The 14,570-nt window shown below is 64.2% G+C and carries 15 protein-coding genes; all 15 read left to right on the top strand.

All coding sequences use genetic code 11. The features are described from left to right. Positions 1 to 6: 6 nt before the first annotated feature. The 15 genes from E0H50_RS13645 (at position 7) to E0H50_RS13580 (ending at position 14,338) form a co-directional block, all read left to right on the top strand. On the top strand, positions 7 to 1,617 hold the full coding sequence (locus tag E0H50_RS13645) for a GH3 family acyl-acid amido synthetase (protein WP_165547110.1): 1,611 nt from the start codon (positions 7 to 9) through the stop codon (positions 1,615 to 1,617). Between the two features lie 212 nt (positions 1,618 to 1,829). Next, a complete protein-coding gene (locus E0H50_RS13640; protein WP_131287806.1) occupies positions 1,830 to 2,477 on the top strand; it encodes a hypothetical protein in 648 nt (215 codons plus the stop codon). Then, entirely contained in the window at positions 2,474 to 3,121 is a 648-nt protein-coding gene (locus tag E0H50_RS13635; protein WP_165547109.1) for a DUF6182 family protein, read from the top strand. The genes E0H50_RS13640 and E0H50_RS13635 overlap by 4 nt, the downstream gene beginning before the upstream one ends. A gap of 45 nt (positions 3,122 to 3,166) precedes the next feature. Continuing rightward, complete coding sequence (locus E0H50_RS13630; RefSeq protein ID WP_131287800.1) at positions 3,167 to 4,195, top strand: polyprenyl synthetase family protein; 1,029 nt, start codon at positions 3,167 to 3,169, stop codon at positions 4,193 to 4,195. 8 nt (positions 4,196 to 4,203) lie between these two features. Then, positions 4,204 to 5,169, top strand: a complete 966-nt coding sequence (ispH, locus tag E0H50_RS13625; protein ID WP_337590374.1) for a 4-hydroxy-3-methylbut-2-enyl diphosphate reductase — start codon at positions 4,204 to 4,206, stop codon at positions 5,167 to 5,169. A 140-nt stretch (positions 5,170 to 5,309) separates the two neighbouring features. Beyond that, complete coding sequence (locus E0H50_RS13620; protein ID WP_131288558.1) at positions 5,310 to 5,552, top strand: WhiB family transcriptional regulator; 243 nt, start codon at positions 5,310 to 5,312, stop codon at positions 5,550 to 5,552. A 130-nt stretch (positions 5,553 to 5,682) separates the two neighbouring features. Continuing rightward, positions 5,683 to 6,426, top strand: a complete 744-nt coding sequence (locus tag E0H50_RS13615; protein ID WP_131287794.1) for an SDR family oxidoreductase — start codon at positions 5,683 to 5,685, stop codon at positions 6,424 to 6,426. A gap of 174 nt (positions 6,427 to 6,600) precedes the next feature. After that, a complete protein-coding gene (locus E0H50_RS13610) occupies positions 6,601 to 6,912 on the top strand; it encodes a transposase (RefSeq protein ID WP_165547108.1) in 312 nt (103 codons plus the stop codon). Continuing rightward, positions 6,909 to 7,055, top strand: coding sequence for a hypothetical protein (locus E0H50_RS42885; protein ID WP_165547107.1), 147 nt, complete (start codon positions 6,909 to 6,911; stop codon positions 7,053 to 7,055). The genes E0H50_RS13610 and E0H50_RS42885 overlap by 4 nt, the downstream gene beginning before the upstream one ends. Before the next feature lie 848 nt (positions 7,056 to 7,903). Continuing rightward, the gene (locus E0H50_RS13605) at positions 7,904 to 9,103 is read left to right on the top strand and encodes a JmjC domain-containing protein (protein WP_165547106.1); all 1,200 of its coding nucleotides are present in this window, start codon (positions 7,904 to 7,906) and stop codon (positions 9,101 to 9,103) included. Between the two features lie 11 nt (positions 9,104 to 9,114). Beyond that, positions 9,115 to 10,356 (top strand): YcaO-like family protein, encoded by a 1,242-nt coding sequence (locus E0H50_RS13600; RefSeq protein WP_165547105.1) that lies wholly within the window; start codon positions 9,115 to 9,117, stop codon positions 10,354 to 10,356. Continuing rightward, positions 10,353 to 11,684, top strand: coding sequence for a TfuA-like protein (locus E0H50_RS13595; RefSeq protein WP_131287782.1), 1,332 nt, complete (start codon positions 10,353 to 10,355; stop codon positions 11,682 to 11,684). The genes E0H50_RS13600 and E0H50_RS13595 overlap by 4 nt, the downstream gene beginning before the upstream one ends. 418 nt (positions 11,685 to 12,102) lie before the next feature. Then, positions 12,103 to 12,936 carry a class I SAM-dependent methyltransferase gene (locus E0H50_RS13590; RefSeq protein ID WP_131287779.1) on the top strand — a complete coding sequence of 278 codons (834 nt, stop codon included), beginning with the start codon at positions 12,103 to 12,105 and terminating at the stop codon, positions 12,934 to 12,936. A gap of 98 nt (positions 12,937 to 13,034) precedes the next feature. Further along, positions 13,035 to 13,589 carry an RICIN domain-containing protein gene (locus E0H50_RS13585; protein WP_131287776.1) on the top strand — a complete coding sequence of 185 codons (555 nt, stop codon included), beginning with the start codon at positions 13,035 to 13,037 and terminating at the stop codon, positions 13,587 to 13,589. 65 nt (positions 13,590 to 13,654) lie between these two features. After that, positions 13,655 to 14,338 carry an aspartyl/asparaginyl beta-hydroxylase domain-containing protein gene (locus E0H50_RS13580; protein ID WP_202868126.1) on the top strand — a complete coding sequence of 228 codons (684 nt, stop codon included), beginning with the start codon at positions 13,655 to 13,657 and terminating at the stop codon, positions 14,336 to 14,338. The last annotated feature ends 232 nt before the right edge of the window (positions 14,339 to 14,570 follow it).

Here is a 14,570-nt window from a genome sequence, read left to right as displayed (position 1 = left end):
GGAGTGATGCAGTTGCCAGCGTTCAGCCATCAGGCAGAGCCTGTTCGCCAGGTACCCGTCAGCGAGAAGCAATCGATCGTGCTGGCCGAGATGCTCGCGGCGAATCGGGAGTCGGCGTTCGGGCACGCGCACGAGCTCGGCAAGGTCCGGACGATCGACGACTATCGGAAGGCTGTTCCTATTCGATATCAAGAGGAGTTTGCGCCTTGGGTGCAGCGGATGGCCGACGGTGAGTCCCGCGTACTCAGCTGCGAGCCACCGATCGCGTTCCTGGCAAGTAGCGGCACCCTTGGAGTCCCCAAACGAACTCCGGTCACCCGCACCTACCTCGAGCGGTGCTACCTGCCCTTCTATCTCGAGGCTAGCGCCCGTCTGATCGGGCTGCAGCCGGAGGCGCTCGGTCGCAGCGACAGCGCGCTCAACCTTTGGCAGGACTGGCGCGGACACGGCGAGGGAGCCTATGTCGGCCCCAGTCAGCTTGACTATCGCAGACTCGGCGTTGGCGCCGCCGGGGGAAGTCAGGCTCCATGGACCTATCTGCCTGCCGAATTCGACCACTCCGGGCCGTGGGACAGGGCGTACCTCCGCCTCAGGATTGCGGTTGAGCACAATCTGCACTTCGTGATCGCGATCAATCCGGCGATCGCGGCCGCGCTTCCGTATCAACTCGACCTCTGGTGGCCGCGACTCGTCGAGGATCTGGCGCGCGGGACAGTCGGGGGGATCCCGTTCGGACCGCCCAACCCGCAGCGTGCGCGCCAGATTGAATCCGTTGCCCAGCGCACGGGAAAGCTTCGGCCGTCCGACATCTGGCCGGAGCTGAAGGCCGTACTCACGTGGAACTCGTACATCGCTGAGTTGTACTTGCCGTCGGTCTTGGCCGAGTACGGTGCGACGGTACGTGCCGTTCCGGCGCCGATCGGATCATCTGAGGGGCTGATCGCGCTGCCGACCGACCCGGATCGAACGGATGGCCCGCTGGCCGCGAGTACCTGCTTGTATGAATTCGTTCCCGCGGATGGAGAAATCAGCCCCGACAGCCCGACACGGCTGGCGCACGAACTGGAGGCAGGCCAGGACTACCACGTAGTCCTCTCGCATCTGGGAGGTCTTTACCGATGCGCGACACGGGACATCGTGAGCGTGACCGACCACCAGGAGGACACCCCGTGGCTGTCGTTCGCAGGCCGTGACAGCGGTGCGCCGGCACCGGGGGGAGCGAAAGTTTCCGAGCCACAGATCCTGCGTGCTATGAAGGGCGCGGTCGCTGCGACTGGAATGCAGATCCGAAACTTCACTTGGGCGCCCCAGTCCGATGCACATCGGCTCGCGATCGCGTTCGACCGAGCGCCGGCACCTGCAGACGTCACGCAATTCAGCCGGATCCTCGACAAAGAGCTCGCCTCGCAGAGCCCCGCATACCGTGGTGCGCGCGCCGCCAACCGTGTCGGCGCTGCGACGACTCTCGCCGTACCTAACGCGAACTTCCTTGCGCATTGGAGCGGTCGAGTCCAGGACGGAGAGCGGCCACCGTTGGTCAAGGACCGAGTCTTTCAACGGGACATCGGGATATGGACTGAACTTACATCTGAACCGTTGTCCGGAGGTGGGGACTGAAGATGGTTGCCTTGGGCTCACGCCTCGTAAAGGGCTGCCGGCGAAGGGGACCTCGAGGTACGGTGGTGCCTCCGCTGCGGGTCGCGTTGGTTGGCATCGACGGGTCTGGCAAATCGACTGTCGCCCGGCTCCTGCAAGGGGATGCCGGCTGCGCCGTCTTGTCCGGGATGCGAAGCCATACGAGATCCGATGCGCCCCTGCACGATCTGTCGATGAGTCTGGCCACGGCGTCGGCGGTTGCTGATCGGACGGCCGATCTGCGTCTGAAGCTGCTGGTCCTCTATCTCCAGTTGTGTATGTTCGGTCCGATCGAACGGTTCTGGCTCGATGCCTGCGCGCCAGATGTACTGGTCGCGGATCGGCATCCGGTGATCGACGGCCCGACATACCTGCCGGTCTTCAGCCAACGGCTCGCGTCCGCGAGCGGAGGCCCAGATCTGAGCGCCGTTGACCCGATCGACCTGGATCGAATTCTGTGGTGGGCGGATGCTCAGGCGTCTCGTTTGGGTCGATCGCTTGATCCGGGGCAGCTGATTGCCGAGCTCGTGGGCCTGGGCGAACTTGATGACGGCGCGTTGTTGCGCGAAGTTCCGGCCTGGCTGAACTGCGGCTTGCCTGATCTGGTCCTGCAGTTCGTTGTGCCGCCGGAGGCCGCTGCGGCACGATTGCAGGAGAGAGGCGACAATCGTGAGCTGCACGAGAACGTCCGAACGCTGGCGGTGCTCGACGCCCGCTACGACGCCATGGCCGGGCGGCTGGATCAGGCTTCCTTTCGTCGTCTCGATGCATGTCAATCTCCCGAAACAGTCGCAGAGCTGGCCAGGCAGGCGATCGACGAGGCGCGGGCGCAGCTGTGTTGACCCAGGCGTGGCTGAAAGAGGCGTACGAGCGCAGGGTCGAACGCATTCTTGCCTTGCCCGGCGACGGGCAGCAGGTGCGTGCGGTAGCCGTGGTGGGCGAGTTCGATCTCGCCATGTTCGTCAGATCCTCAGCGGACTTCGCCGCATGCGTTGATCCGGATATCGGCATGGCCTGGCAGCAGAGCTTCACGCGCACGATCTTCCTGGCGGGCGATCCACACAATTTGGTCGAACGCCAGCCCGCAGCTCATCTCGCTGACGATGGAAGTGTTGCGTGGTACGGGCCTGATCGCCCGGAAGCCTACGAGGGGCTGAGTCGGCTGCTACGGCCCCTCAGCGGACCGACGGGCCTGGGTGTTGTCGCGGAGCGGCCCGAGGTGCCGTTGTCATGGTCCGCTGATCGATCCGTTGACCTCGTGGCTGTGACTTCCGAGGTCAGCCTGGAGGCGACCGTTGTGCACATCAACCACTTGGTCGCGGAGGCGGTTCTTACCGGCGCTCTGAATTCGGCCGGTGCGATCAAGATACGAACGGTTGAACAGATCGACGCCATCGAGGGGGAGTGCCTCGCGTTCCGCGTGGCGCCCAGGGACGGGAATGACGAGTCGCTTCGATGCTTCGGGTATCTCCGCTGGTCGGAATGAGTACTCCACCAGCCAGACCATCTCGAGTTGACAAGGAGGAATTCGATGACAGCCGTTCAGATGGGATCCGCCCCGGACATCCTTATATGGAGTCGTCGGCAGATCGATGGGGATCTTCGGCGCGCCATCGAAAGTCTGCCTATCGCAACAAGGAGAGTCGCTGCCTATCACCTCGGTTGGGAAGATGAGGACGGGCGGCCGGCGCACCTTGATGGGGGTAAGGCGATTCGACCGGCGCTTGTGCTGCTCGCAGCACAAGCAGTCGGCGGCATCTCGGAGGTCGCAGTGTCGGCCGCGGTCGCGGTCGAGCTGATTCACAACTTCTCCTTGCTACACGACGATGTAATGGACTGCGACCTGACACGAAGGCACCGCGCGACTGCATGGACCGTGTTCGGGCTTGGACCTGCGATCATGGCCGGCGACGCTTTGCTCGGCCTGGCATTGGATGTGCTTCTCGCGACTGGCCATCCGCGTGGCGGCGACGCCGCTCGGATGCTCGGTGCTGATGTGCAGAATCTGATCGAGGGGCAGATGGCGGACGCTGACATGGAGCGCCGGGACCACGTGGACTCCGCCGAGTGCCTGCGGATGGCACAGTTGAAGACAGGCACCCTCCTGGGCGCCAGCACGGCCCTCGGCGCCTTGCTCGGGGGCGGCGATCCCCGGCAGATCGAACATCTCAGGCGGTACGGAGAGAATCTGGGGCTCGCGTACCAGTACGTCGACGACATACTCGGGATCTGGGGCGCGTCGGATGTCACCGGCAAACCCGTGTCGTCCGACTTGCGCAGGCGAAAGAAGTCTCTCCCAGTTGTGGCTGCTCTGAACTCAGGTACGTCGGCGGGTCGCAAACTGGCCGTCCTGTACCGGCGGGAAGTGGACCCAACCGATGCCGATCTCGTCGAGATGGCTGAGTTGATCGAACAGGCCGGCGGGCGTCGCGACAGCCAGACCCGAGCGAATGCGCTGTTGACGGCGTCGTTGGAGGAGCTGACGGCGTCGGGCATACCTGCGGCTGAGGCCACCGGGCTGGAGAGGCTGGCGCGGCTGGTTACCTCTCGCCAACACTGAAGGGAATCTTGTTGACGACTCGAACCATTCTGCTCCCGTCGCCACGCGCGTTCTGCGCCGGTGTCGAGCGAGCTGTCGAAATAGTTGAGCGGCTCCTTGCCGATCAGGGGAGCCCGATCTACGTGCGTAAGCAGATCGTGCACAACCTCCACGTTGTGGACGACCTACAGAGCCGCGGAGCGGTATTCGTGGACGAGCTCGACGAGGTTCCCCCGAGCGCCACAGTGGTCTTCTCTGCGCATGGCGTGGCGCCGGCGGTACGCGCTGAGGCCGTCCGGCGCGGGCTGGACGTGGTCGATGCAACCTGTCCATTGGTAACTAAGGTGCATGCGCAGGCACGCAGGTACGCCGCGGCGGGGGACACCGTGATTCTGATCGGCCATGCCGACCACGAGGAAGTGGAAGGGACGATGGGTGAGGTGCCTGAACAGACCGTGCTGGTCGAGACCGTTGATGACGTCACCGGGCTGACCGTCAGCGACCCAGATCGCATCGCATATCTGACCCAAACCACCTTGAGCGTGGACGAGACTACTGTGATTGTCGAGGCACTGCGCAGCAAGTTCCCAAGCTTGCGTGGCCCGGCAGTTGCCGACATCTGCTACGCGACGAGCAACCGGCAGGCGGCGCTCAGCGCAGTGGTCCATGAAGCCGATATCGTCCTGGTGGTTGGGTCCGAGAACTCCTCCAACTCGCGCCGGCTGGTGGAGCTTGCGCTGCGCAACGGCACACCCGCACGTCTCATTGACGACGCGGACGAGCTACAGCCTGAGTGGCTCGACGGTGCGCAGGTGATCGGGATCACGGCCGGTGCATCTGCTCCGCCCAGGCTCGTCGACGAGGTCGTTCGCCGAATCGCATCCCTCGGCCCGGTCGAGATCATCGAGCGCGCAGTGGCCGTCGAGGACATGACCTTCACCCTGCCGTTGTCCGTGAGACAGCCAGCATCCACCGAGGTCGGACGTGGCAACTGAGAGCCCTGAACCGTCGTCCAAGCGCCGTGCGTACTTGATGACATCACATCGCTCCAGTCTCTCTTGGCCCGACGGCGACGGTTCGATCAACCCGAGCATGTCGGACACATCATCTGGGACCGGAAGGAGACCGGCACATGATGGATTGGCGCGACAAAGCCGCCTGCCGTACCGAGAATCCCGAACTGTTCTTCGCCGGGGACGGGGGAATCGACTCCCGGCAGGTCAAGGTGGCCAAGCGGATCTGTAGACGCTGCGTAGTGTGCGGCGAGTGTTTGGCTTGGGCGCTGAAGGTCCGCCAACCGTACGGAATCTGGGGCGGAAAGTCCGAGACCGAGCGGAGGGTCCTGCTTCTAGCGACCGAGGATCAGAACAACGTGTGACGTAGCCAGTCCCTCCTGTCCGTCGGAGGCGCACCAGATCGATCTCGCGCGTCGTGTCGACTCTGAAGCGATCCACTGCGGTGCTCATCTGCGTACTGCTCTGCACATCGGACACTAGAGGAGATCCGTGGTGAGAGTTCTAGCCGGAAAGTCCGCGCTCGTGACGGGAGCCAGCAGGGGGATTGGCCGCGCTATCGCACTGCGTCTCGCACAGGACGGCGCACAGGTCGCCGTTCACTACGGAAGCCACGAGACCGATGCTCAGGAAACCGTCGCATCCATCGATGCTGCAGGCGGCTCCGCGTTCGCGATCCGGGCGAATCTTCGCGAGCCCGACGACATACGCGCCTTGTGGACCGCGTATGACGCCGAGGCTTCGGGGGTGGACATCATCGTCAATAATGCCGGAACCGCACTACTGCAGCCCTTCGAGCAGCAGACCGCGGCCGACTTCGACCAGGTGTTCGCGGTGAATGCGCGGGCACCGTTCCTGCTGATTCAGGCGGGCGCACTGAGGCTGCGCGATGGCGGGAGGATCATCAACATCTCGTCGGCTGTTACGCGCGTCGCGTTCCCCGATGACGTCGCTTACGCGATGACCAAGGGCGCGTTGGCGACGATGACGTTGACGCTGGCAAAGGTCTTCGGTCCTCGGGCGATCACCGTGAACGCCGTCTCCCCAGCCGTCGTTCGGACGGATATGACCGCCTGGTTGGCGAATCCGGAACTCGAGCAGGCAGCGGCACGGCTCTCGACCTTCGGCCGGGTTGCCGAGCCGGGTGACATCGCGGACGTCGTCGCCTTCCTGGCGTCGGACGACGCGCGGTGGATCACCGGCCAATGCCTCGACAGCAGCGGTGGCACCCAGTTGTGAATTGAGGTCAGTCAATGAGTTCGGCCGTCTGTCACAGCTCTAGTGTCAGCGGGATTCTGCTCTATGCGGTGGCGTTGAGATCGCTGGTCGTGAGTTCGGCTCCACATGAGTGGGTCTACCCGGTTGTGACGGACAACCGAGGTCGGGAGCTTGTGCTCCGGAAGGATGTTCATCATGGAGTCCACGGGCGAGAAGAAGCCGGGGCCTCGTCGTTGGTTCACGTCTGAGTTCAAGGCCGAGATCGTCGAGCTGTGCCAGCGCGGTGACCGGTCGATCTGTCAGGTCGTGAAGGACTTCGATCTGACCGAGGCAGCGGTGCGGGAGTGGCTGAGGCTGGCCGAACGTGGCGCCGGCACCGGTGATGGCGGCTTGACCTCGAGCGAAAAGGACGAACTCGCGCAGTTGCGCCGGGAGAACCGGCGGTTGCGCGAGGACCTGGAGATCCTCAAGCTGGCCGCGGCCTTCTTCGCGAAGGAGGCCCAGTGAACGTCTACCCGTTCATCGACGCGGAGAAGCAGGGCGACCACAACGACAAGCGGGCATGTGAGTTGCTCCGAGCCTCCCGTTCGGCCTACTACGTCGACCGCGCCGGTGGGCCTCCTCGCGTGCGCAACGCGGCGCCGAGCTGACAGGCAAGATCGCCGAGATCCACGATGACTCCCCGAGAAACGTACGGGTCGCCGACTAGCGCGGACGGATGCCCAGGAGGTCGAAGAGACCGCCGTCGCTGACGCCCCATCCGCCGCGCACGCCGGGATCTGATCGGCGGTAAAGTCCCGATCGATCCCGACGGGCCGGCCGGCTGCACACTCGACGGTGCCGCGACATCGACTGCATCCGGACCTGGGAACGCTGGCTCGACCTGGCCACCGTCACCGACCTCGCCACCCGACGCGTGGTCGGGTGGGCGGCCGCCGAATTCACCTTCGTCCACTTGATCCGGTGAGCTTCGTGGCTATCGATTGGTCGGCCGGTGGTCTGTTAGCTGTCGGGACCGGCGTGGCGCAAACGTGTCGTGCACGACGAGCCCTCGGGCCCGGGGAGCGGCCGGCCTTGGCCGAAGGCATCATTGACGCCTGCAGCCAGGGCCTGGCGCGCGATGGGCTGGCGACGGGTCATGCAGCTGTACGCCGTGTATCCGGGTTGAATCTGTTGCCGCGGCACGTGGCTCTGCGTGTCCGTCTGACTCGCATAGCTCGTCGACCTGGGACTTGGATCGAACACGCTCTGATGATCCGATCAGCTCGGCCGGGCCGTACTGCGTTCCAGGCAACGTGATCAACAGAGAGGAACGCCATGGTCGAGGAGAATCAGATCTTGGACGATGACTTCAAGATCGAGATCGAGGACGTCCGCGAGCCCGACTCCTACGCGGCCGAAGTCCTGATCATCCATCTCTACTGAATCTCACAAGCGGGTGGCAGGGCTTCGGCGCCCTGTCGCCCGTCGGGCGCCATCACCGTCGGGAGTGTCAGACGTGGACTCCAATCTTCTTGCCAGCCTGGTCGATGACAGCGACCAGTTCATCGCGGAGCACTGGCTCGAATCGCCGTACCTGGGCCGCTCCAAGGTTACTGATCCGGCAGCACTGCTCTCGATCGCGGAGCTGAACAAGATCCTGACGAGCACGGCGTTGCGAGGACCGCACATTCGCGTGATGAAGCGTGGCCGTCCGGTGGCTCGGCAGGACTACCTGCGGATGTTCCAGACGACGGCTGACTACATTCCGGACAGAGCAGAACCCAACCTGGTAATCGGCGAGTTCGCGAGCGGCGCGACGCTGGTGATCGATCGGGTCGAAGACTTCGCTCTGTCGGTCCGTGAGGCCTGTGACTCGTTGGCGCACAGTCTCGCGACGACGATGCGGGCCCATGCCTTCATCACGCCACCTGGCGAGACCGGATTCCAAGCGCATCATGACCCACTGGGCGCGTTCATCGTGCAGGTGCATGGCGAGAAGCTCTGGCGAATCTATTCGCGGATGTCGACCGCGTCCGTTGGTCGCATCTACCCTTCCGACGGCGAGGGACGGGCGCTGGATCTAGGCGATCCGATCATTGAGACGACCCTGCGCCCCGGCGATGTCCTCTACCTCCCTCAGGGCTTTCCGCATGTCGCGACAGCCCCTGACGTCTTGTCCGTGCACATCACCATGGTGTGCCAGACTCCCGACTGGGCCGCCCTCGTTCGCCCGCTCGTCGACGAGGTCTTGAACTCGACCGAATTCCTGCAGATCCCGAATCTGCTCACAACCGATTCGACGAGCCTTCACCAAACACAGTTGACGCGTGTCGCTGACTTCACGCGGCAGTTGGCCGAGAAAGCCGGCCACAATCGGACCGAGCTTGGTGTTGCTCCCACGGACACATCCTCCGTCCTGACGAAGCTCGAGATCCTCGCGCGCCTACCCGCGGAGGAGATTCGGATAGCTGCGCTGCCGACTCTGCAGGAACTCGCCGGTTCCGAGACGCACGACGCTCTCGAGGTCGAAGGAGCGATCATCAAGCTACCGGCGGCCTTCAGGCCCGCCCTGCGACTGATCCTTCAGAACCAGGAATGCCTGCTCTCAGAACTTGTCGACGCCATCGGCAGACGACCCGCGCTGTCGCTCATCAGCAGACTCGCAATCCACGAGGCGGTCTCGGTTGCCGACAGGCGCGGCGAAGGCAGGACATGAGACCGTCAGACTTGGCCGACACCGGCGATCGTGGCTCACACGAGCTTTTCCTAAGCGAAGCGCTCGTTCCGGATGAGCCATCGATCCCGTCGCCGCCGGACATCGACCGCGGTACCGGCAAGGCGGTGATGCTCGGGACTCATCGCGTCGTGACAGCGAACGCGACCTGGCGGCGTGCGCGAGACGTGTTCTCCATCGTCGGCATCAGCCGCGTCGGCGATCTCACGATGCTCGACGAGATCGGAATCCCCGTGTGGCAGGCGGTTCGTCCGAACGCGGCGACCCTGTCCGTCTCCCAGGGCAAAGGAATCAGCCACGATCTCGCCCGGGTATCGGCAGCGATGGAGGCGATTGAGCTGTGGCACGCCGAGCAAGCCCGGGCTCCGCACGTCGTCGACTCCATAACAGACCTCCAGCCGGTATTGACCTACAACGTCCGGACGTTGCATCTCGCCGGCGGATCACTGCTCACCGAAGCTCTGGAGATCCCGTGGATCGAGGGCGAAGACGTGCTGACCCTCTCACGGACGCTTGTGCCGCTCGAGTACATCGTGCTCAACGATGAGCCGTCCGGCGACCTGTCCGCGCCACTCTTTGTTCAGTCCAGCAACGGTCTGGCCAGCGGGAACTCTGTAGCCGAGGCAACCTTGCACGGCCTGCTCGAAGTGCTCGAGCGGGATCTGACAGCTACCGTCGGTAGGTCATCACCCTCGTACGTCGGGCAGGTAGATCTTGACAGCATCGAAGACGGCTGCAGCCGTGTACTCGTCGATCTGCTGTTGTCCGCAGACGTCCACCTGCGCGTCACCGACTGCGGGACGGACGGCATCGCCTGTTTCTCGGCATCGATTTGGTCGGTGGACTTCCCATTTGTGTTTGACGGGTTCGGCTGCCACTTCGACCGGGACGTTGCCCTTGCGAGGGCCCTGACGGAGGCCGCTCAGTCACGCCTGACCGCGGTGGCCGGCGCCCGCGACGACCTGCCTTTTTCGGTCTACCGTGACGTTCAACTGCCCAACAGCGCCCACCCTCCCTGGCCCCCAGCGCCTGTTCGGTCTGATGTCCGCTTCACCGACATCGCTACGACCTGTCGACCTGGTATCGAGGATGATGTACGGGCCGCGGCGTCATTGATCGCTGCGAGAACGGGACAATCCCCGATCGTCGTTGATCTCACCCACCCCCAGGTGGGCATCCCGGTCGTAAGAGTCGTGGGCCCAGGACTGGGCATGGGAAGGCAGCGAGCGGCGTGAGCAAGACCTACATCTTCGTCGGGCCGTCTGCGACACGGTCCGGCAGAACGCCGTCCAGGACGCCTGATCGTCACTGCGTACTGCTACCTCCGGCAGAGGCAGGCGACCTGCTGGATCTGGACGCCTCGCCGGGAGACATCGTCGTGCTCATCGACGGCTACTTCTACAAGCGGCCCGCGGTTCGGCACAAAGAGATCCTGTATCTACTCAGTCGCGGCATTCGCGTCCATGGGGGAGCGTCGATGGGCGCCCTCCGGGCCGCTGAGCTCCACGACTACGGAATGGTGGGGCACGGCTCGGTCTTCGGCGCGTTTCAGGATGGAGCTCTGGTCGGCGACGACGAGGTCGCTGTCCTGCATGCCGACGCCGAGAACGGCTTTCGTCCTCTGACTGAGGCGCTCGTTTCGGTTCGGTACCACCTGAGCCGCGCCGTCGGCTCGGGAGTCTGCGACGACGAACTGGCACGGTCGGTGGTGCAAGCGGCGAAGACGTTGCATTTCTCGCGCCGTACCTGGCCGACGATTCTAGCCGGCGTGCGAACGAACTCGCCCGATGCCGGGCGGCTGGCCGAGCTTCACGACTTCGTTCGCAGTAGCGTCGATGTCAAGCAGGTCGACGCAGCGACAATTCTGACAAGAGCTTTGGACGGCACCCTCGATCTGCCTCGCGACGAACCGCCTGGTTGGCTGTTTCACGAGACGGCCATGTTCTTGCAGTGGCGGCGGCCTGAGCCCGAATGGCTTCGTCTGTGCAGGCTCTTTGCCGCCGACTATCCGGCCTTTCATGAAGCGACGGCGCTCGAGGACCTGGCCCGACGCGGGCACGGGCCCGTTACGACAAGGCAAGCCGAGACAGTGACGGCTGCCCTTCGCTTTGCGGCGAACAACCGCTTGGTCGACGTCAAGGCAGCTCCGTCCACCTACTCGTACTGGCTACTCAGTGCGGAACGTGAGCTGGCCACGGAGGTCCAGTTGGCGAAGGTCGCCTCGCGTGCACTGTACGGGGAGCGGGCGCGGCTCCGGACCGACCCGATGTGTACCGAGGCGGCAGCGCTTGCTGTCCGGGCGGAAGCGAGCTCGTACCTGCTTCTCAACGACGCTCAGCGATCGCATACGCCGGTGCCCGACCATGAGCTGGACCCGCAGCGGGTCATCGATTGGTTCAGACGACGCTGGTGCGTCGACGCTGCCGACTTCTTGCCGATGATGCGGGCACGAGGGTTCGACAGCACGCGGTCCTTTCTTCGTGCGGCCCGTCCGTACTATCTGTTCGACCGCTACCACCAGCCGATCCACCTCAGCATCAGGAACGACGAGGCCTCTTCGTGACAGGTCGGCCGACACTGAGTTTGGCCGACTGGCTGCACGTGAGGTGTTGACGGTGGCCAGATGCTGTGTCGGCCCGGCGAGGAAGTGACGGTCGTTCCCCAAACGTTTCTTGAACCGCGTTGTCCTCCTTGGTGTCACAGGTGCTTTCGCGATCGCCGCCGACCCGACCGCCGGCTGATGGACCGCCGGCGCGCTGGGCAAGGCCAACAAGCCCGGCGCAGATCTCCCCTACACGGCGCGGAGCCAGCCGTCCTGCACAGACTTGAGCTCGACCATCCGCATCGCTTCATAGACTCCCGACGCCGGAATTCGCCAAAAGTGGAACCGTTCTTCGAGGCCGAAGCCATCGACCTCCCCGATTGGATCCGACAAGCTCGCCACGTGCGTAGTGCGGTAGAGAGCGAGAGGCGGGAGTCTGATGACCTACGGATTGCAGCTCGACGAAGGTGAGCTGAATCGCTATCGAGCGATGTCAGCAGCCGCGTCCGAGCATGAGATGGACGACTGGCAGTTGGCCGGCGTGTGTCCTGGCGCGTCGGTAGCCGATGTCGGGTGCGGTCCCGGTGCGGTGCTGCGCAGGCTGTCCGAGGCTGTAGGAAGGTCCGGACAGGTGGTTGGCGTCGACCGCGACCCCGAAGCGTTGCGGTTGGCAACCGTCGAGGTCGACGACCTGCCAAACGCGAGCGTTGTCTCAGGGTCCGCCCAGGACACCGGACTGCCGCTCGGCACCTACGACGTGGTGATGTGCCGGCATGTGCTTGCGCACAACGCGTCCGATCAGGCGGCTATCGTCGGACACCTGCGTGACCTGACGAGACCTGGGGGAGCTGTCTACCTCGTCGACGCCGATCTCACCAGTGGCGTCCTGTTTCCTGAGCCGGAGCCCCTCCTTGTCGAGCTCGGGGAGCGGTACCGCCGTTATCAGTCGTTCTTGGGCAATGACGGCCGTAATGGAGCACGTCTCGGCGGTCTGCTGGACCTGGCCGGTCTGTACGTCGAACGCTTTCATGTGCCGAACCCTGCATTTCGCCTTCCTGCACGCGTTCGAGGACCGGAGTGGACTGCCCGTGCTGCCATGGTTGCTGCAGGTTTCGCGACGTCCGAGGAGGTCCGGGCCTGGGAGGCTGCCTTCGAGCGCCTCGACGAGGCACGATATCGCCCGTGGGTGGTGCTGCCGATGTACGTGGCCATCGGACGTAAGCCTGCCCGAGACGTCCCGATAGCCCCTACATCTGAGGGATTACCCGCATAGGCGTGAGAGTCATGGCCGAGCAGGATGAGTCCCTGCAGGGGCCGAGCGGGCCGAAAGTCGCCTGACACATCGGCAGATCCTCTAAGGATGGATGTCACATGACCCGAACTCGTGGAAGACGCGCCGCGCTCGTCGGCCTGGCCATGTTGGCCGGCCTCGGTTTGCCACTCACGGCCGCGGCGACACAGGTCTACTACCGGGCGCAAGCGCTCGGCGAACAGACCAACAGAGTCTGGACCGCTGTCGGGGGTGCCGGCGAACAGATCCTCGACAGCGTCGCCAATGGATCCTCCGAACAGCAGTGGGAATCGGTGCCTGCGGTCGGCAGGCCGTCCGGGCAGGTCAACTTCGTCAATCGGGGAACCGGCCTCTGCCTGGATGTCGACAAGACCGGTCCCTTCGGCGTGATGACCCTGGGGGCAGCTCTTGTCCAGTCGTCCTGCGACGGCAATCTCAGCCAGGTCTGGGTCTATCGGACGGACTTCGATCCGTGGTTCGCCCACGCGTACAGCGTCCAGAATCAGGCGAGTCTGTATTACGTCACGATCAAGGACGCCAGCTCGGCCGACAACGCACCACTCGTGCAGGACGAGCAGTTTGGGCCATGGGGTGGCGGCAAGCACCAGTTCTGGCGTCTGACTCCGGGGGGATGAGGGCAATGATCTCGGGCGTTCTTGAAGCATCGTTGCGAACATCCGTCAGGTGGCTCGAGCGGAGAATGGGCAGCCGGTCCCCGATCGGCGACCAGCCCTTCTTCTCCACCGACGTGTTTCCGTGGATCCCCCGTCTCGAACAGCAGTGGACCGAGGTTCGCGCTGAGCTCGACGCTCTCCTTGTCCATCGAAGCGCGTTGCCGAACTTCCAGGACATCTCGGCTCGGCAGCGAGAACTGTCCGACGACGACAACTGGAAGACGTTCTTCTTCGCCGGATACGGACTGCGAATGGAGAAGAACCGAGAGCTGTGTCCGCGGACAGCAGCCCTGCTCGACGAGGTTCCGGGTCTGACGACGGCCTTCTTCTCCATCCTCGGTCCTGGCAAGCACCTTCCCGAGCACCGTGGTCCGTACAAGGGGGCTGTGCGATATCACCTCGGGCTGAAGATCCCGGATCCTGCGTCGGCATGCGGTATCCGCGTGGGCGGCGTTACGGCTCACTGGCAAGAGGGTCGCAGCCTGGTGTTCGACGACACCTATCCACACGAGGCCTGGAACAACACCACGGAGGACCGGGTGGTCCTGTTCGTCGACATCGTCCGACCGTTGACGTTCCCGTACTCGCTGATGAACAACCTGCTGATGTGGGGGATCGCCCGCAGTGCGTTCATCCGCGACGCGAAGAACGCGCATGACGCCTGGGAGCAGCGGTTCGAGGCGCTGAAGGACAGACGCCCCGCGACCTGACCCTCTTGCCGGCCTCCGAGGAACGAGCTCTCCCGTCACCGCGGGGGAGCTCGCTCCATGATCCGCGCGTGTCCGACGGTGCGTACTGCTGGCTGGACGGGCCCGCTCCAGGGAAAGTGGGATCGTCCAGGGTGCGCTCCCAAGAGGAGCGCACCGCGGCGATCGTCCCGAGGTCACCTCGGACGATCGCCGCATCCATTGTGTGCTTCAAGCTTGAGCAATGGCCGGACGG

The organism is Kribbella sindirgiensis, assembly GCF_004331435.1.
Classification (GTDB): Bacteria; Actinomycetota; Actinomycetes; order Propionibacteriales; family Kribbellaceae; genus Kribbella; species Kribbella sindirgiensis.
This window is presented reverse-complemented; position numbering and strand designations above follow the sequence as displayed.

Coding starts and splice junctions, on each gene's coding strand:
- E0H50_RS13645 (WP_165547110.1), top strand. CDS start 7: ATGCAGTTGCCAGCGTTCAGCCATCAGGCAGAGCCTGTTCGCCAGGTA.
- E0H50_RS13640 (WP_131287806.1), top strand. CDS start 1,830: ATGAGTCTGGCCACGGCGTCGGCGGTTGCTGATCGGACGGCCGATCTG.
- E0H50_RS13630 (WP_131287800.1), top strand. CDS start 3,167: ATGACAGCCGTTCAGATGGGATCCGCCCCGGACATCCTTATATGGAGT.
- E0H50_RS13620 (WP_131288558.1), top strand. CDS start 5,310: ATGGATTGGCGCGACAAAGCCGCCTGCCGTACCGAGAATCCCGAACTG.
- E0H50_RS13610 (WP_165547108.1), top strand. CDS start 6,601: ATGGAGTCCACGGGCGAGAAGAAGCCGGGGCCTCGTCGTTGGTTCACG.
- E0H50_RS13590 (WP_131287779.1), top strand. CDS start 12,103: ATGACCTACGGATTGCAGCTCGACGAAGGTGAGCTGAATCGCTATCGA.
- E0H50_RS13585 (WP_131287776.1), top strand. CDS start 13,035: ATGACCCGAACTCGTGGAAGACGCGCCGCGCTCGTCGGCCTGGCCATG.
- E0H50_RS13580 (WP_202868126.1), top strand. CDS start 13,655: ATGGGCAGCCGGTCCCCGATCGGCGACCAGCCCTTCTTCTCCACCGAC.